This is a genomic window from Micromonospora sp. NPDC051924, assembly GCF_055586005.1.
Genome location: NZ_JBVJJA010000009.1, coordinates 69,481 through 86,110, shown reverse-complemented (window position 1 = coordinate 86,110; position 16,630 = coordinate 69,481). Strand labels below are relative to the sequence as shown.

At 70.3% G+C, this 16,630-nt stretch carries 22 protein-coding genes; 21 read left to right on the top strand and 1 reads right to left on the bottom strand.

Features of this window, described 5'->3' with window-relative positions:
• Window position 1: 1 nt before the first annotated feature.
• Entirely contained in the window at window positions 2–1,651 is a 1,650-nt protein-coding gene (locus ACZ6S5_RS09840; protein ID WP_465999595.1) for a site-specific DNA-methyltransferase, read from the bottom strand.
• A 446-nt stretch (window positions 1,652–2,097) separates the two neighbouring features.
• On the opposite strand from ACZ6S5_RS09840, the gene ACZ6S5_RS09835 reads away from it, so the two are divergent.
• From ACZ6S5_RS09835 to ACZ6S5_RS09735, 21 genes are all read left to right on the top strand, one after another.
• Window positions 2,098–3,807 carry a major capsid protein gene (locus ACZ6S5_RS09835; RefSeq protein ID WP_465999594.1) on the top strand — a complete coding sequence of 570 codons (1,710 nt, stop codon included), beginning with the start codon at window positions 2,098–2,100 and terminating at the stop codon, window positions 3,805–3,807.
• Between the two features lie 64 nt (window positions 3,808–3,871).
• Window positions 3,872–4,699 (top strand): hypothetical protein, encoded by an 828-nt coding sequence (locus ACZ6S5_RS09830; RefSeq protein ID WP_465999593.1) that lies wholly within the window; start codon window positions 3,872–3,874, stop codon window positions 4,697–4,699.
• A gap of 9 nt (window positions 4,700–4,708) precedes the next feature.
• Entirely contained in the window at window positions 4,709–5,047 is a 339-nt protein-coding gene (locus ACZ6S5_RS09825; protein ID WP_465999592.1) for a hypothetical protein, read from the top strand.
• Window positions 5,048–5,228: 181 nt separating this feature from the next.
• Complete coding sequence (locus tag ACZ6S5_RS09820) at window positions 5,229–5,810, top strand: hypothetical protein (RefSeq protein WP_465999591.1); 582 nt, start codon at window positions 5,229–5,231, stop codon at window positions 5,808–5,810.
• Window positions 5,811–5,975: 165 nt separating this feature from the next.
• The gene (locus ACZ6S5_RS09815; protein ID WP_465999589.1) at window positions 5,976–6,284 is read left to right on the top strand and encodes a hypothetical protein; all 309 of its coding nucleotides are present in this window, start codon (window positions 5,976–5,978) and stop codon (window positions 6,282–6,284) included.
• A gap of 25 nt (window positions 6,285–6,309) precedes the next feature.
• Window positions 6,310–6,591 (top strand): hypothetical protein, encoded by a 282-nt coding sequence (locus tag ACZ6S5_RS09810; RefSeq protein WP_465999587.1) that lies wholly within the window; start codon window positions 6,310–6,312, stop codon window positions 6,589–6,591.
• A 93-nt stretch (window positions 6,592–6,684) separates the two neighbouring features.
• On the top strand, window positions 6,685–7,698 hold the full coding sequence (locus ACZ6S5_RS09805) for an N-6 DNA methylase (RefSeq protein WP_465999585.1): 1,014 nt from the start codon (window positions 6,685–6,687) through the stop codon (window positions 7,696–7,698).
• Window positions 7,699–7,813: 115 nt separating this feature from the next.
• Complete coding sequence (locus ACZ6S5_RS09800; protein WP_465999583.1) at window positions 7,814–8,248, top strand: hypothetical protein; 435 nt, start codon at window positions 7,814–7,816, stop codon at window positions 8,246–8,248.
• Between the two features lie 147 nt (window positions 8,249–8,395).
• A complete protein-coding gene (locus ACZ6S5_RS09795; protein ID WP_465999582.1) occupies window positions 8,396–8,944 on the top strand; it encodes a hypothetical protein in 549 nt (182 codons plus the stop codon).
• Complete coding sequence (locus ACZ6S5_RS09790; RefSeq protein WP_465999580.1) at window positions 8,941–9,447, top strand: hypothetical protein; 507 nt, start codon at window positions 8,941–8,943, stop codon at window positions 9,445–9,447. The genes ACZ6S5_RS09795 and ACZ6S5_RS09790 overlap by 4 nt, the downstream gene beginning before the upstream one ends.
• Window positions 9,444–9,830 carry a hypothetical protein gene (locus ACZ6S5_RS09785; protein ID WP_465999578.1) on the top strand — a complete coding sequence of 129 codons (387 nt, stop codon included), beginning with the start codon at window positions 9,444–9,446 and terminating at the stop codon, window positions 9,828–9,830. The genes ACZ6S5_RS09790 and ACZ6S5_RS09785 overlap by 4 nt, the downstream gene beginning before the upstream one ends.
• Complete coding sequence (locus ACZ6S5_RS09780) at window positions 9,830–10,120, top strand: hypothetical protein (RefSeq protein WP_465999576.1); 291 nt, start codon at window positions 9,830–9,832, stop codon at window positions 10,118–10,120. Before ACZ6S5_RS09785 ends, ACZ6S5_RS09780 begins: the two co-directional genes overlap by 1 nt.
• Window positions 10,121–10,257: 137 nt before the next feature.
• Window positions 10,258–11,199, top strand: a complete 942-nt coding sequence (locus ACZ6S5_RS09775) for a PKD domain-containing protein (protein WP_465999574.1) — start codon at window positions 10,258–10,260, stop codon at window positions 11,197–11,199.
• A gap of 8 nt (window positions 11,200–11,207) precedes the next feature.
• The gene (locus ACZ6S5_RS09770) at window positions 11,208–11,990 is read left to right on the top strand and encodes a hypothetical protein (RefSeq protein ID WP_465999572.1); all 783 of its coding nucleotides are present in this window, start codon (window positions 11,208–11,210) and stop codon (window positions 11,988–11,990) included.
• On the top strand, window positions 11,987–12,532 hold the full coding sequence (locus tag ACZ6S5_RS09765; protein ID WP_465999570.1) for a hypothetical protein: 546 nt from the start codon (window positions 11,987–11,989) through the stop codon (window positions 12,530–12,532). Before ACZ6S5_RS09770 ends, ACZ6S5_RS09765 begins: the two co-directional genes overlap by 4 nt.
• Before the next feature lie 5 nt (window positions 12,533–12,537).
• A complete protein-coding gene (locus tag ACZ6S5_RS09760; RefSeq protein WP_465999569.1) occupies window positions 12,538–12,792 on the top strand; it encodes a hypothetical protein in 255 nt (84 codons plus the stop codon).
• Window positions 12,792–13,223: a hypothetical protein gene (locus ACZ6S5_RS09755; RefSeq protein WP_465999567.1), complete on the top strand. Its 432-nt coding sequence runs from the start codon at window positions 12,792–12,794 to the stop codon at window positions 13,221–13,223. The genes ACZ6S5_RS09760 and ACZ6S5_RS09755 overlap by 1 nt, the downstream gene beginning before the upstream one ends.
• A gap of 12 nt (window positions 13,224–13,235) precedes the next feature.
• Complete coding sequence (locus ACZ6S5_RS09750; RefSeq protein WP_465999566.1) at window positions 13,236–13,586, top strand: hypothetical protein; 351 nt, start codon at window positions 13,236–13,238, stop codon at window positions 13,584–13,586.
• Window positions 13,547–13,846 carry a hypothetical protein gene (locus tag ACZ6S5_RS09745; RefSeq protein ID WP_465999564.1) on the top strand — a complete coding sequence of 100 codons (300 nt, stop codon included), beginning with the start codon at window positions 13,547–13,549 and terminating at the stop codon, window positions 13,844–13,846. Before ACZ6S5_RS09750 ends, ACZ6S5_RS09745 begins: the two co-directional genes overlap by 40 nt.
• A 344-nt stretch (window positions 13,847–14,190) precedes the next feature.
• Entirely contained in the window at window positions 14,191–14,583 is a 393-nt protein-coding gene (locus ACZ6S5_RS09740; protein ID WP_465999562.1) for a hypothetical protein, read from the top strand.
• A partial coding sequence (locus ACZ6S5_RS09735; protein WP_465999560.1) for a tetratricopeptide repeat protein occupies window positions 14,580–16,630 on the top strand: 2,051 nt, incomplete at its 3' end. The genes ACZ6S5_RS09740 and ACZ6S5_RS09735, both read left to right, overlap by 4 nt.

The following is a 16,630-nucleotide window of genomic DNA, read 5'->3' as shown; positions in this document are numbered from 1 at the left end:
GTCAGCAGTCGCCAGAGGCTGCCGAAGTATCTGCGCCGTCGCTTCTTGGTCGGGATTGCAGGAATGGCAGCAGCGGAATTGGCAGGTTGGGCCGCTCACCCCTGATCAGTTCTTCAACCGTGATTAGCTGGATCCGTGGGTACTCTTGTCCATTGAGGGGATAGCGATATGCGCCGGCACGTTGCGCCCCATCCATCATTCCGCGTGCCGGCTCGTTCATCAGGATCAACAGGCCCATGGCGGCCTGCTGGGTGTCGACCGAGTTGATCAGGTCTTGCAGGTGTCGCAAGTTCGGCCGTCCACTCTTGACAGACACGAGGACCCGGTGAGATCCGTCCTCTTCGTCAATTGGAATGCGGATCACTCCGTCAATTGCCCTGTCTTCGGCTCGTCCCTCTTCGGGTTGGCCGTCAACGAGCATGACGCACCAGCGTCCGAACTCGAGTGGCGAGCGAGAAAGTAGTGCCTGGGCGTCATGGAGGGTCTTGGGCGTGCCCAAGATCTCGTAAGAGCCTCGGACTGACTCGGAATACCTGTCGCGAAGCCGGGCGTCGATCAGGTCGATAGCAGATGCAGTCATATCGATGCCAACCCAGTTCCGGTCCAAGCTTTGTGCGGCGTCGATCGTCGTGCCGCTCCCAGCGAAGGGGTCAAGCACCAGATCCCCCGGCCTTGTCGTCGCCTCAATAATCCTTGCTATGAGCGCCAGTGGTTTCTGTGTGGGATAGCCGACCCGTTCGGGAGCGCGCGCGTTGAGGGGAGGGATGTCTGTCCAGACGTCTCCGAGGGGATGTCCCCGCTGTTCGTCCATATACCGTTTGAGTCGGGGTTCCCTTCCCGGTCCTGCTTGGACGACTAGTCCAGCCCGGTGGGCCTCTCCCATCCGCTCCTTGGTCCAACGCCAGACTCTTGTGACACCTAGGAACTCGTAGGTGAGGTTAGGCCGGTCGGGAGTCGGACTTGCCAGGCTGGCAAGCTGGTATCTGCGCCCATCGGGATCGCGGTGCGGATACCTCTTGAGATCGTCAGCACCGTGCGGTTGAAAAAGGGCCTCCTGATTCCAACGCGCCGCCTCGGTTTTTCCATACGCAAGTATTACGTCGTGACTGGAGGGAAGGCGGTGGGTGGCCGGTGACTTCGTCAGAGTCTTTTGCCAGACGATCTCATTGCGAAAAGTCTCTGGGCCGAAGATTGAGTCAAGAATTATTCTCAAGTAGTGCGAGACTGCAGGGTCGCAATGAATGAACAGAGACCCACTCGGTTTGAGGATCCTCTGACACTCAATTAGGCGAGGCGTCATCATTGTTATGTAGGCAAGTACTCCGCTCTCGCCCATCAACTGGCGCATTGCCTGTAGCGAGCTGACGACCGCCGGAGGGGCAACTCCATGGAGCACCTCTCTGTAGCAGGCCTCTGCGTCGTAACCCCATGACCACGGCACGTCAAAGGCTTGGATGCTGCCCCCTGTGGAGGTTGCCGTCACGTCACCCTTCTTGCCCAGCAAGCCGCTGGGTGACGTGTGGGAGGTGAGGGGCGGGTCTAAGTAGACGAGGTCAACCGATTCAGTGCCCACGTGCTCGCGCAGGACGGCGAGATTGTCGCCAAAGTAGAGCTTATTGAGCCGGGTTGCGTCCGCCCTCGCCAGTGCCATGGAGGCGAGCTTGCCAGAAGCCGCCAGCGCGTCGCATCACCCCATCAGCCGTCGACTCGCCTCGGCGGGAGAGGGCCATCGGCCCGCCATGCTAATGAGACCTTGACGAATGGTTCCGACGCTGACGGGTCGCGCGGTAGTTCGCTCGGGTCGCCCGGGGCGGATGGCAGGCCGGATGGCCTGCCGGGGCTATCGACGGACCCGGCTGCTTCGGTGAAACCCGTCGACGTCCAGTCGCATGAAGCGCCGCGCCCATGAGGTCAAGCCCAGTCGCTGCGGTTCCCGCGTTCATCTCGCCGTGAGCGTGGCGGGTGGGTTGCGCGCATGATCACTGAGTCGCTCGATGATCGGTACGTTGCGGAACGTGGGCTAGGCTGGGCGCTGAACCGCCGATGCTGGCTGCGGGCCGGTCGGGACGAGATCCCTTCCGTGCTGAGGAGCCGACGGTGGACTTTCAAATCCCTCCGAGCCTGGATGGGCTCGACCTGGATGCGCTGACCGAGCTGGAGAGCCAGGCCGTCGCGGCGTTCGATGCTCTCCGCGACGACACGGCCTTGGACGTCGACGGCCTCGCCCGGCTGCGGGAGCTGGCCACGTTCGTCCAGTCGGTGCGTACCGAGCAGGCGCGGATCGAGCAGGCGGCCGAGCAGGTCGCCTCCGAGCTGGACGACCTGACCGCGACGGTGCACGGCGCTCCGGAGGGCGGCGATGGCGACGGTGACGAGGGCGACGGCGGCGAAGCCGAGAAGGAGCCGGCCGAGGAGACGCCGGTCGAGGGAACGCCGGCCGAGGAGCCGGCGGTCGAGGAGCCAGCGCAGCAGCAGCCGACGCCGGTCGTCGCTTCGCTGGCGCGCCGGGCGGCCCGCCGTCAGCCGAAGCCGAAGGTGACCAGCGCTGGCAAGTCGGCGGTCATCAAGGCGGCGGCGGACGTGCCGAACGTGCCGCACGGGCACGTGTTCTCCTCGGTGTCGGAGGTCGCATCGGCGTTCGACGACAAGTTCGCCGGCTTCCCGCGCGGGGTGGGCGTCGCGACCCGCATCAAGCAGAACGTGGCCCGGGTGGAGCTGCCCGTCGACCAGGCGCTCGTCGCCGGGGGCAGGGGCCTCACCGACATGGAGCTGGTGGAGCTCGCCGCGTCGGAGTCGCGGCTGTCGGGCGGCAACCTCGTCGCGGCCGGCGGATGGGGCGCCCCGTCGGAGACGCTGTGGGAGCTGTGCGAGGGCCTGGAGACGACCGAGGGCCTGCTGGACCTCCCGGGTATCACGATCCCCCGCGGCGGCGGTATCAAGGTGCCGGCCAACCTCGACTTCCGCGACCTGTACTCGGGGATCGGCTTCGTGCAGACCGAGGCCGACAGCACCGCGGGGGTTGACAAGCCCTCGTACCGGGTGCCGACGGTGAACTGGGCCGAGACGCGCCTCGAGGTGGACGGGGTGCAGATCGAGCAGGACATCGTGCAGAACGCGGTGTGGCCTGAGCTGACCCGGGACGTGGTGCGGCGCACGCTGACCGCCCACGAGCACAAGATCAATGCCCGGTTGATCCAGCGGATGGCCACCGCCCCGGGCCAGTCGACGCAGTTCGCGCTGACCCTCGGTGGCGACGTCGACGGCGACGAGACCACCACTGCCCTGCTCGGCGCGATCTCCCTCGCGGCGACCGACTACCGGTACCGGTACCGGCTGAGCCGCCGGCAACTGCTGGAGTGCGTGGCGCCGCTGTGGCTGATCGACTGGATCCGGGCGGACATGAGCCGCCGGGCCGGCGTGAACTACCTCGACGTGACCGACGAGCAGATCACGGCGTGGTTCACCCGACGCCACCTGCGGCCGCAGTTCGTCTACGACTGGCAGGACGGGTACGCCGACGCGGGCGGCAACGGCTTCGGCGGCAGCGCCGCCCCGGGCCAGTGGCCGGGCATTGCGGACCTGCTGATCTACGCGCCGGGCACGTGGGTCAAGGGCTCCAAGCCGATCATCGACCTGTCGGCGGTCTACGACAGCACGAAGCTGAAGGACAACGAGTACATCGCGCTGTTCACCGAGCAAGCGACGCTGCTGGTGAAGCGGTGCTTCGTGTCCTACAAGGTGAGCGTGCCGCTGTGCCCGACGGGCGTCACCGGCAGCACCGTGGCGTTCGACTGCTCAGCGGTCTGAGCTACCCGTTTGACGGGGCCGCGCCCGCGCTGGGCGCGGTCCCCAGCCGGTGAGGAGATGACGGGTGACGCAGCCCCTGCTGTATGTGGACGCCCCGGCGACGACGCCGTACCGCTTCGGGCTGTTCGCGGCGGCCGCCGTGGTCGACCCCGCCGACCAGCGCGAGTTCCAGGCCGGCGTGGAGTGGGAGCCGCAGTGCGTCGACGCGCCCGCGCCGACGAGCGCGGCGGCGGCCTCGGACCCGGCCCGCGCGCCGATGGCGCTGCCGGACGGGGTGCCGTCGGTGAAGTCGGCGGTGATCCGGCTGTACGCCGGCCTGACCGGCCGGTCGGTGGCCCGGCCGGACCTGCTCGACCGGGCGCGGCGGGCGATGGGCCAGGTCGAGCAGCAGTCGCTGGAGCACTACGTGTGGACCGGCGAGGCCGGGAGCGAGGAGTTCCTGGCGGCGGCCGACACGGAGGTCCTGGCGGGGTCGGACGTGGCGCCGGTGCCGCTGGAGGAGGGCGTCGGCCGGCTGGAGGCGCACATCGCCGACCGGGCCGGCGTGCTCGGCGCGCTGTGGGCACCGCGGTGGACGTCCGGGTGGTTCCAGGGCAAGGGCCTGACGCGGATCGAGGGTCCGCGCATGGTCGCGCCGCTGGGCGACCCGATCGTCTTCGCGCAGACGACCGGCGTCGGCCCGGGCGGCGCGGCGCCGGGTGACGACGAGGCGTGGCTGTACGCGACGGGGCCGGTGATGGTGCGGCGGTCGGCGGTGTTCCTGCCGAAGCTGCCGGAGGCCCTGGACCGCAAGGACAACGAGGTGTTCGCCGTCGCGGAGCGGTTCTACACGGTGGGGTGGAGCTGCACGACGGCGGCGGTGAAGGTCAAGCTGCCGGGCGTCCCGGCGTAGGAGGGTGACATGACGGTGATCTACCCGAAGGACCGTGCGGACGCGCAGGTCCTCGCGAAGGAGCTGCTGGAGGCGGCCGGCGAGGAGCGCCGCTTCGAGGTGCAGACGACGACGGACGGCCCGGTGGGGCTGGCGTTCGACGTGCCGGACGACCTGGCGGACAAGGTGCTGAGCTCCGGCGACGGCCGGCAGCGTGTGGAGGCTCCCGCGGAGGCTCAGGCCGCCGCGCAGAGCACGTCGGCTGACGCCGGGGCCGACGGGTCCGGGGCGGACGCCGAGCCGGCGGACGGTTCCTCCCAGCCGCCGGCGAAGGCGTCCCGGTCGTCGCGTTCCTCGCGGAGCAGCTGACCGGAGCCCCGCGTCCCGGGCCGCGCCGCCTCACCTGGTCTCTTCCCCGTGCCAGGTGGGGCGGCGCTTTTTGTGTGACCCGCTCCACGACCCGAGGCGTACATAAAATTTGTACGCGAGACCGAAATTCGCATACAATGAATGTGTACGTCACGCGCTACCCCTACAGGAGGGCTGAGAGATGGAGAGGCGAGTCAAGGAGCTGGCCACCGAGTTCGGCGTCGAGGCTGAGGCCGCCGACCAGTGGGGCCTGGTCGCCCAGCTGGTGCGGCACGTGATCGAGGCCGAGCGGGAGCTGGAGCGGCGCGCGCGTGAGCTGACCGGCGCGACCGAGGACGCGGTGGTCACCGCGAAGGCGGGCGACCTGCGGACGTCGGTGCGCGGCGACCTGCTGGCCGCCGTGAGCGACAAGGCGGCGGCGGTGGACGCGGCGCTGATGAAGGTGGCCGAGCGGCGGCAGGCCCTGGCGCTCGTCGCCGAGAGCGTGAAGGCGGCGCGGCCGAAGCCGGCGCCCGAGCTGGCCGAGGGCGACGTGGTGACCTGGACCTGGGACGCCCAGGAGCACCGCGGCCTGGTCGACCGGCCGATGGGCGACAAGGTGGTGGTGATCGACCCGGACGAGGCGCGGTGGTACCTGCCGGCCGCCGAGCTGACGAGGGTGCCGCCGGCGAAGGTCGACGAGCACCTGGCGTGCCAGGGCTTCGACAACCAGGAGTTCTACTGGCACTGCTACACGCACGAGCTGTACCGCCAGTCGTTCTGAGCCGAGCGGGTCGACGCCCCTCGCGCCCCACGTGGGCGCGGGGGGCGTCGTCGTTGTGTGGCCCGCTCCACAGCCGGGCGCGTACATAAAACTTGTATGCGGACCTGGCGGTCGCATACAATGAAGTTGTACAGCAAGCCGCCCCGACTGCGTGAGGAGTGCCCGATGGCCAAGGAGATGAGCTACGAGATGCAGCGGACGATCGCCGCCCTGGAGGCGTTCACCGAGCCCCGGTGGCGCGTCGCATCCGGCGAGGGCCTGCTCCCGCGCGAGACGGAGGAACAGGAGCGTGCCCGCCTGGCCCACAACCGGCGGGTGCGCGAGCACAACGCGCGGGTGCTGGCCGAGCGCGAGCGGGTCGCCCGCGAGAAGCAGGCGGCGGCCAACCGGCGCGAGGTGGCGGCGGTGCGCAAGCGGCTGTGCGACAGCTGCTTCTGCGAGCTGCCGGCGTCGGGCGTGTGCGGCAACTGCTGACCGAGCGAGAGAGAGGGAGATGACCGTGAGCATGGAGCTGATGGAGACCGAGGCGACCGCCGAGCAGTGGGAGGTCGTCGCGCTGTCCCAGGTGGAGGACGGCGACGTCGTGTCGTTCGACCTGGGCGCGCTGGCCGAGCGGCGGCACGAGAGCGCGCCGCGCGTCGACTGGTCGCGGGTGATGGAGGAGGCCGCCGCCGTGGCGGGCAAGGACGAGCTGGGGGAGATGGTGCGGCTGGACTTCTACGACCTGGCCTGCCCGACGGTGGTGGGCGTCCCCGAGATGGAGCTGTTGCGGCTGGTCTGAGCCGCCCGAGCGCCCCCGCAGCCGTGCTGGCTGCGGGGGCGCTGCCGTTCCCGCCGGCGGGCAGGCCGCCGGCAGTTCACGTGGAGGAAGAGCATGACGACAACGACGGTGGCGCGGCGCGCGAACGCCGTGCCGGCCGACCCGCGCGAGCACGCGCGGGCGATCGCCGAGGCGGTCGACGAGGCGTGGCACAGCCGGTACGGCGGCTCGCGGATCGAGGTGCCGATGAGCGTGGTGGCCGCGCTGGCGCTGGTGGCCCGGGAGGCGCCGGGCCCGGAGCAGCTGGACCGGCTGGGCGAGGTGGCCGAGCGCCTGGACCACGAGGGGTTCACGCTGCTGATCCAGCGGCTGTGGTGCGAGTTCGCGGCGCTGCGGCCGGACCTGAACCCGCGGACGAAGCACCTGTGGTCGTGGATCGACGACGAGCCGGACGAGACGACGCAGAGGGCGATCCACGCGGTCGGCCAGGCGGCGCTGCGGCGCGGGGTGCTCGGCCGGTTCGGGCCGGACGGGTGGGGCGACTACGACCTGCTGGGGACGCTGCTCCAGCAGATGAAGAGCCACGGCGGGCGGAAGGGCATCGGCCAGTTCCTGACGCCGGTCGACGTGACGGAGCTGCTCGGCCGGATGGCCGGGCCGAAGGAGGGCGATCGGATCCTGGAGCCGTGCGCCGGCACGGGCACGATGTTCCTCGGCGCGGCCCGGGCCATGCGGGAGAACGGCCTCGACCCGACGACGTGCGAGTGGTGGGCGAACGACCTGGACCCGCTCGCGGCGGCGCTGTGCGCGGTGAACCTGCACCTGTGGGGGCTGGGCTGGCGAGTGGTCGTCGGCTGCGGTGACGGCCTGCTGGACGTGTGGATGCACGAGGCCCTGCGGGATCGGCAGATCGCGATCGACGAGATGCGGCGGGCGTGGAAGGTCGCCATGCAGATCCGCGCGGTGCGGAACGTGCTGGAGCTGCCGACGCCGGAGAGCCCACTGGAGCGGCACATGCGTAAGGCGCGGCCGAAGCCGCCGCCCCCGCCGCCCCCGCCGCCGCCGCCGGCGCCGGACTCGTCCACGTTCGACGCCGAGGCGGTGTTCCGGCAGGGCCAGCTGTTCTGAGTGGCCGGTCGTGTGACGTGCTACACAGCCCCCCGCGTACATAAAAAATGTATGCGGGGGAGCCGGTCGCATACAATGAATGTGTACGCCCTGCCCAGCTTGCGTGGAGGAAGAGATGGACCTGAGCAGCATCAAGGAGCGGTACCTGGCAAGCGTGGACCGGGTGACGCGCGACGAGCACGACGTGTACGCCGACAAGCTGGCGGCGCTGCCGGAGCGGGCGCAGCTGGCGATCTACCAGGCGGCGCTGGAGGGGCGCGACCTGGTGCAGCTCGTCGAGTCGTCCGAGCTGGAGGAGCGGCTGCGGGCGCTGCCCGAGCAGACGCGGCAGGCGATCCACAAGGCGGCGAGCGAGGGCGGCGACCTGGCCGAGCTGGTGGCCGCCGCCGTGAGCGCGGCGGACGAGTGCGGGCAGTTCAACTGCCTGGACGAGACCGACTGCTGCAAGCACTGCGGGGAGCACTTCTCCGGGCCGTGCGCGCCGGGCTGCAAGCACTACGACGGCGGGCCGGCCGACGAGTGCGACGCGCGGCCGGCAGACGTCGCCTAGTGGCTGCGTAGGCGGGGCTGGGCGGGTGTCCGGCTCCGGTGCGGAGCCCCTAGCCGGGGTTCTGCTGTCCGGTCGCTATTGACGATTGCGGCCGGACAGCGCAAGGTAACTGTCCGAAGCAAGACCCGGTTCACGTGGAGGTAAACCATGGGTCTACGCGCGCTGGTCGGCACCGAGGGTGCCGACGGTGTGTACGTGGCGCGGGGCGTGCAGCACGACGGCTGCCCGACGATGGTCGTCCCCGCCCTGTCGGTGCTGCTGCACGAGCTGTGCGGCCATCGTCCGGAGAGGGCGGCGGCGGTGCTGCTGCAGAACGACTGGTCGCGGCTGTTCGCGGTGCCCGGCACCGGACCGAGCGGCCACCTGGTCGGCGTGCCGTCCGAGGGCTACCCGGCGCAGACCGGCCGGATCGCCGAGGCCCGCGCGGGCGACCGCGAGTGGGCGTACCTGTTCGGCGGCCACCGGCTGCACGTCTACCTGGGGGTGTTCCCCGAGCGCGGCCCGAAGCGGTGGGAGGCGTGGGCGTGCTGGTCGCTGCACGAGCTGGGCGACCTGTCGCAGCTGGACCTGCTGGAGGTCCAGAAGGCGGGCTACGCGGCGCAGTGGCGGGCGTCCGACTACCGCGGCTACATGGAGGCCGTCCGCGATTCGGCCCGCGACTCGACCCGCATCCAGCTGATGCAGGCCGGCCGATGAGGGCGCTGGTGGGGCAGTTCGCCCCGGGCAGCAAGTGGTACCGGGCCAGCCTGGTCGAGCTGGAGGGCCAGCCCAGCTGGACCCTCGCGCAGATGCGGGTGATGTGGGAGCGCAGCTTCCAGCGGGACACCCGGGCGATGGTCGAGGTGCTGCTGCACCGGCACTGGTCGGTGCTGGCGAACACGCACTGGCCGCAGCAGGCGGTGTCCGAGCGGCGGCCGGAGTGGACGTACGTGTGCGGCGTCGGCCGGGGCTACAAGGACGAGATCAGCAGCCCGGCGGCGGTCGGGCTGATGGGCTCCGACCAGCCGTTCCACGACGAGGGCTGGGCGTACCTGTGGGAGCACGGCTGCGGCGCGCTGCACGTCTACGGGGCGCACGGCGGCCGGTGGCACCACCTGGCGACGCTGCCGGCCGACGTGTGGGCCGGGCTGACGACGCAGCTGGTGATCGATGTGGAGGCCAGGTTCTGCTGGCTGGAGCGAGAGGAGGCGGCGGCGTGACCGTCGAGACGAGGAAGCAGGCGGACCCGACGGTCCGGACCGAGGAGTTGCAGCGCCGGGACCAGGTGCTGCTGTTCGGGCAGGTCGTGGAGATCGCCGACGTGCAGCAGGTGCGGGAGTTCCCGACGTGCGTCAACCTGGTGATCCTGCCGACCGGCGGCGGGCAGCCGAGGGAGACGCTGGTGCCCCGGGACATGCTGCTGCTCGGGCTGCGGCTGCCCCGGCTGGTGCCGATGAACTGCCAGGGCTGCAAGTCCGTGGTGAAGCTGCCGGTCGACCTGGCGCATGGGCAGCCGCCCGCCGTGCTGTGCGGGCGGTGCCGTGGCCGGATCGTCGAGGGCACCGCGCGGTGGACGCAGCCGGTGCCGGCGGGGAGGTACTGATGTCGAGCAACGTGCTGCGGGCGCTGATGGCCGACAGCGAGGAAGAGCGGCAGAAGTACCTCGACCGGGAGACGCTGCTGTACGCGGTGCAGCGGACGATCACCTGCCAGCGGACGGGCGTGGTGCTCGACGTCGACCGGGCCGTGATGGTGACAACGATCCTCGGCGACAAGCGGGGCGCGTGGGTGCTCGACGGTGAGGCCTGGGACCGCATGGAGGAGTGGACGAAGCAGAAGGCCGAGGAGATCGGCGCGACGCTGGAGGTGATCGACGGCCGGAAGCTGCGCTGACGGCCGCAGAGGACGGGGCCGCACCCATCGGGTGCGGCCCCGCTCCGCCTTGGAGGGGCTGCGTCTCGGCTACGCTGACGGGGTATTCGCCGCTGGCTGCGGGCCGGGCATGGACCTTCGCTGTTGAGGGATGCCTGATGACCGCAGTGTGCGACACCCCGGTGAAGGGGAAGATGCTCCGGGCCACGAAGCTCGGGGTGTGCGGCGACCCGATCCTGGGCGCCGGAGGATGGCCGGTCCACGTCACGTCGAAGGGCTTCGTGAGCGTCGAGTACGCGGCCGAGGTCGACGACGGCGAGGAGATCGACCAGAAGGACGCCAACGGGGACAGCCTCGTCTACGAGCCGGCCCGGCGGCGGATCAAGCTGTACAACGTGACGGTGACCTGCGGGCGGGTCGACCCGGAGCTGTACACGCTGTTCACCGGGATGCCGGTGGTGCTCGACGAGGACGGCAACGCGACCGGCATGCGGGTCACGTCGGCGGTGAACCTCGACTCGGCGGTGGCGCTGGAGGTGTGGTCGGGCACGCAGCTGAAGAAGTGCGTGGCCGGGGCGATCCAGCGGCCGAGGTTCGGGTACTTCCTGCTCCCGCAGATCATCGACGGGCAGATCGGGGACTTCACGATCGAGAACGGGGCGGCGAGCTTCACGCTGACCGGCAAGGCGATCGAGAACCCGGGCTGGGGTGTCGGGCCGTACGACGTCTACCTGCGCACGACGGGCGTCGCGGCGCTGATGGACCCGATGGGCGACCAGGACCTGCTGCACCTCGACTGGACGTACCTGCCGCCGCCGGCGCCGACGTGCGGGCTGACGGTGCGGCCGCCGGACGGCACCGTGGTGGCGGACCCGGCGGACGCGACGAACATGACGGCGCAGTTCACCGCGACGTACGTGCCGGCCGCGCCGGACCAAGCGTTCTCGGTGGATTGGGGCGACGGGGCGTCGTCGGCCGGTCCGGCGGCGGACGCGACGGTCAGCCACAAGTACGCGGCCCCCGGCACGTACCTGGTGACGGTCACGCACACGTCGAGCGGCGCGCAGCGCTTCAAGTCGTTCGTCGCCCCGGCTGCCTGAGGTAGACGGTGACGCAGCCGGCGCGGACCGGCCCGTGCGCGTGGGAGCTGAACACGGCGTACTGCAAGGGCTGGGACCAGTACGACGAGGCGGTCCGGAAGGCGGCCACGGATCTCGCGACGGAGGTCCTGTGGGCGCTGTCCGGCCGCCGGTACGGCGTGTGCGACTCGACGGTGCGGCCGGTGCGGCGTGGCGACAGCGAGGCGTGGCGGCGGTGGGAGTCGTGGCTGGACCTGCCGTACGGCGGCAGCTTCGCGGTGACGTACTGCGGCTGCCCGGTGGGGGCGTGCGCGTGCGGGCCGGTCGGGCAGGAGCTGAGCCTGCCCGGCCCGATCAACGCGGTAACCCGGGTTGTCATCGACGGCCAGGAGCTGCCGGCCGAGGCGTACGCGGTCTACGACCGGCGGTGGCTGGTGCGGATCGACGGGGAGAGCTGGCCGGCCCGGCAGGACCTGACCGCGGCCGACGACCAGCCGGGCGCGTGGACGGTCACCTACCAGCGCGGGGTGCCGCTGCCGGCCGGCGGGAAGGTGGCGGCCGGCGCGTACGCCTGCGAGCTGGCGAAGGCGCTGGTCGCCGACACGACGTGCCGGCTGCCCCGGCGGGTGGCGTCGGTGGTGCGGCAGGGCGTGCAGCAGACGTTCGTCGACCCGGCGCAGCTCGTCCGCGACGGGATGACCGGGCTGCCGGACGTCGACCAGTGGCTGCGGGTGGTGAACCCGCACCGGCTGCCCCGCGACACGGTGGTGTGGTCGCCGGACCTGGACCATGGACGAAGGAGGACGTCGTGACCGAGCCGGTGGCGGAGCCGCAGGACGACGTGGCGTGGCCGGTGGCGGTGAAGCTGCGCGAGCTCATCGGCGGCGCGCTGGACGGCGCGCTCGGCGGCACGCCCGCCGTGGTGGCGGTGGTGCCCGGCCGTGACGTGGCGATCGACTCCTGCTGCGAGGGCCAGGCGTGGGTGCGGATCGTGCGGACGTACCCGGTGCTGCCGGAGGAGTTCCCCGGCGGGCGGGGCACGCCGCTCGACGAGGGCGCCGACCCGGGGGCGTTCTGGGCGGTGGAGCTGGGCGCGGGCACCGCGCGGTGCGCGCCGAGCCCCGACGACGCCGGCAACCCGCCGACCGCGGCGCAGCTCGAGAGCAGCGCGGCGGAGCTGGCCGACGACGCCGGCCGGATCCGGCGGACGGTGCTGTGCGAGCTGAAGGACCTCGGGCAGGTCGAGTCGGTGTGGATCGGCGAGCAGTCCAGCGTCGGCCCGTCCGGCGGCTGCGTCGGCCAGGAGGTCCTGGTCGCGGTGATGACCAACGTGTGCGTGTGCGACGAGGAGTGAGGGCGATGCGCAAGGGCCAGAAGGTGACGGTGCGGGCGCTGACGGCGATGCCGGGCGTGCCGGACGGGTCGGTGCAGCACGTCGAGTGGGGGCCGCGGCTGGCCACGCTCGTGGAGGCCGGCCGGTACGAGGTGCTGGAGGGTGAGGAGGCCGAGCAGGCGGCGACCGCCGGCCTGGAGCCGCCGGACGCCAGCCAGCCGACGCCGGCGCCGACGACGGACGCCGACGGCGACGGCAAGACGCGGAGGACGCGCCGCTGATGGCGGTACGGGTCAACACGCGGCTGGACCTGTTCGCCGGCGAGATGCGTCAGCTGCTGACCGGCTCGACCGGGCAGGTGGTGTCGTTCATCCGCAGCGTGACCCGGAAGGTGCGGACCCGGGCGGTGCTGACGTGCCCGGTGGACACCGGCCGGCTGCGGTCGGCGCACCGCGAGGAAGTCGGCGTGCGGGCGGGCCAGGTGTACGGGTTCGTCGAGAACGACGTCGAGTACGCGGCCGCCGTGCACGACGGCACGGGGGCGCACCTGATCCGGCCACGGCGGGCCGGCGGGATGCTGCGGTTCGAGACGGGCGGCCAGGTGGTGTTCACCAGCCTGGTGCGTCACCCGGGGACGCGGGCGCAGCCGTGGCTGCGCGAGGCGATGGAAGAGGTAGCGGGGTCGGAGGGGTTCCGGCTCGTCCGCTCGTAGGGAGGAAGCAGGATGCGGGAGTTCAGGACCAGCACGAAGGTGGCGAAGGAGTCCGGCGGCGAGAAGAAGCTGCCGGACGTGCCCTTCAAGCTGGACGGGGTGGAGATGGTGTGCCGGGCGCCGAAGGACGCGCAGCTGGCGTACCTGATGGCGGCGGCGTCGTCGAGCCGCAGTGAGGCCGACCAGGTGGCGGCGGTGCTCGACTTCTTCGAGCAGACGCTGGACCCGAAGAGCCTGGCGGTGTTCCGGCGGCGGCTGCTGTCCACGGAGGACAGCTTCGACTTCACCGACGCCATGGGGATCTTCACGCACGTGTGCGAGGAGTGGTCCGGCCGCCCTATTGGGTCGGGCAGCGCCTCCTGACCCTGGCGGTCAAGCGTTGGCCCGAGTTCCACGGGACGCTGCTGATGCGGACCGGCCGGGAGCCGCTGGACCTGCCGCTGCCGTCGCTCTTAGACGTGATCTACGCCTGGTGGGTGGAGGGCGGCACGGAGAAGGACGTGGCAAAGTTCCGGCAGGCGTTGGAGGCGCCACCGGCGACGGCGGAGTTGGAGGGCCGCGAGGAGTGGTCCGACGAGGAGACTGACCAGAGTTTCGCCCGGGCGCTGTCAGGCTCCAGTTGATGTCCGGCTGCGTGCCGGCATGTTTAGCTGGCTGCCCTCCACGTCCCAGGCCATGTTTGATGGCTGCATTCCGAGCTGTCATAGCCCGAAAGTAGTGCGTTCACCTTGTCGACGTGTCGCTGTGGACTTGGGGGCGTTGGCTCGATCGTCGCGTTGTTCCTGTAGGCGCGCGGCGGATTGGTGATCCGGGATCGGTTGTGGTTGAACGTTTGGGTTGGTTGGTGGTAACTGTTCAGCCTCTTTGGGGGTTCGGCTCGCGCACGGGGGTGTGGTAGATCGGAGGTCGTCGGCTGGCATTCCTGGGGTGGCTAATGGTTGATGTTGGTGGGTTGGCGGGTGCGGTGGTGCCGTTCCTGTCGGCGGCTGCGGGTGCGTACGGCAGTGCGGTGGTACAGCGGGTGACGGAGCAGAGCGCGGATGTCACAGCTGATGCGACGCTGGGCTGGGGGCGGCGCCTGCTGGGTCGGTTGTTGGCGTCGTCGCGGTCGGCGCAGGTGGGTGGTGCCGTGACGGACGTGGCGGAGAACCCGGAGGATGAGGCGTTCATTGCGGCGTTGTTCACGCAGGTGAAGAGGGCCCTGGCCGAGGATGGGCGGCTGGCTGATGATATTGCGAGGCTGCTGACGGAAGCGGGTGTGCCAGGCAGCAGGTTCACGGTGACGGTGTCGCAGTCGGCCGGTGTGCAGGTCGGGGATCACAACACGCAGACCAACACCTTCCACTACCCGGCCCGGTGACCGGCGGCAAGCCCGAGCCGGGCGCGTACCCGACCACGGTGAATGGCTCGGCGGGGGTGCAGGTCGGGGACCACAACACGCAGACGAATGTAAGTGTGGATGTCTCGACGATTTCGTCTCCAACCTCGGTGTCTGCGGCGGGGGTGGACAACATGCCCGTCGCGTCGGCGGTGTTCGTTGGCCGTGATCTGGCCGGACTGACGGCGTTGTTGCATCGCGCGGATGCGGGTGTGGTGGTGGGGCAAGCTGCCGTGCATGGGCTGGGCGGCGTCGGTAAGACGGAGTTGGCGCTGCACTATGCGCGTGCCTACCGCGACCGCTATGCCGTGGTGTGGTGGATTACCGCGGACACGGCGGAGAACGTCGGGCTGGGGTTGGCGGGGTTGACACGCCGGTTGCATCCGGTGGCGATGTTGGCGGATGCGCAGGAGTGGGCGATCGGCTGGCTGCAGTCGCATTCGGGCTGGCTGTTGGTGTTGGACAACGTGGAGGACATCGCTGATATTGCGCCGCTGCTGGGTCAGGTTGCTGGGCGTGGTCAGGTTCTGGTGACCACCCGCCGGGATCTGGGCGCGGCCCGGTGGGCGAGGTACGGCCTGGCGCCGCTCCGTCTGCAGGTGCTGGTCCGGGAGGCGAGTGTGCAGCTGCTGACCCGCCTGGCCGGCTCCGGGGATACCGCAGGTGCGAGCCGGCTGGCGGCGGACTTGGGTGATCTGCCGCTGGCGCTGGAGCAGGCTGCCGCCTACATCAGCCAGCACGATGGGCTGAGCTTCGATGACTACCGACGGCTGCTGGCACAGCAGTTCGCACGTGTAGCCGCCCACGCCGGTGAGGGTGCCACTGCGGAGCGCAGCATCGCGAGGATCTGGCAGGTCACCATGGCAGCCATTAGCAGACGCTCGCCGCTCGCTGCTCGTGTCATGGCGGTGCTGGCGGTGCTGGCGCCCGAGAATCTGCCCGAGGACGTGCTCACGCCGATCACCGAAGACAAGGTGGCGCTGGGTGAGGCATTGGCGGTGTTGGCCTCGTACAACATGATCCAGCGGGCGGGCGGCGTGGTGAGCGTGCATCGTCTGGTACAGGCGGTCACCCGTACTGGTAGCCCTGCTCAGCTGCCGGGGCCTGGTGAGGACGCTGTCGGTCTTGCCGCCGCGCTGCTCGTCCGAGCGATACCGGACGATCCGGTCAATAACATGGCGGGCTGGCCCTCGTGGAATCGTCTGCTGCCACACATAGACGCGCTGATCGCAAGCATCGGCAACGGTCATGACAACACCGACGTCTTGTTTCTCGGCGACCGGGTAGCGGCCTACCGACAGTTCCAAGGCCAGCTTGTACCTGCAGTCAACTTGTTCAAGCGGATCCTCGCCGGCCGGCGGCGGCTGCTGGGCGACGACCACCCGGACACCCTGACCTCTCGCCACAATCTCGCCTCCGCCTACGAGTCGGCGGGGCGGGTGGGCGAGGCGATCACCCTGTTCGAGCAGGTCCTCGCCGACTTCGTGCGGCTGCTCGGCGACGAAAACCCGAACACCCTGATCGCCCGCCACAACCTCGCCTCCGCCTACCAATCGGCGGGGCGGGTGGGCGAGGCGATCACCCTGTTCGAGCAGGTCCTCGCCGACTCCATGCGGCTGCTCGGCGACGATCACCTGGACACCCTGGGTTCTCGCCACAATCTCGCCTCCGCCTACGAGTCGGCGGGGCGGGTGGGCGAGGCGATCACCCTGTTCGAGAGGGTCCACGCCGACTCCATGCGGCTGCTCGGCGACGACCACCTGAACACCCTGATCGCCCGCAACAGCCTCGCCTCCGCCTACGAGTCGGCGGGGCGGGTGGGCGAGGCGATCACCCTGTTCGAGCAGGTCCTCGCCGACTTCGTGCGGCTGCTCGGCGACGATCATCGGAACACCCTGATCGCCCGCAACAGCCTCGCCTCCGCCTACCAATCGGCGGGGCGGGTGGGCGAGGCGATCACCCTGTTCGAGCAGGTCCTCGCCGACTTCGTGCGGCTGCTCGGCGACGATCATCGGAACACCCTGATCGT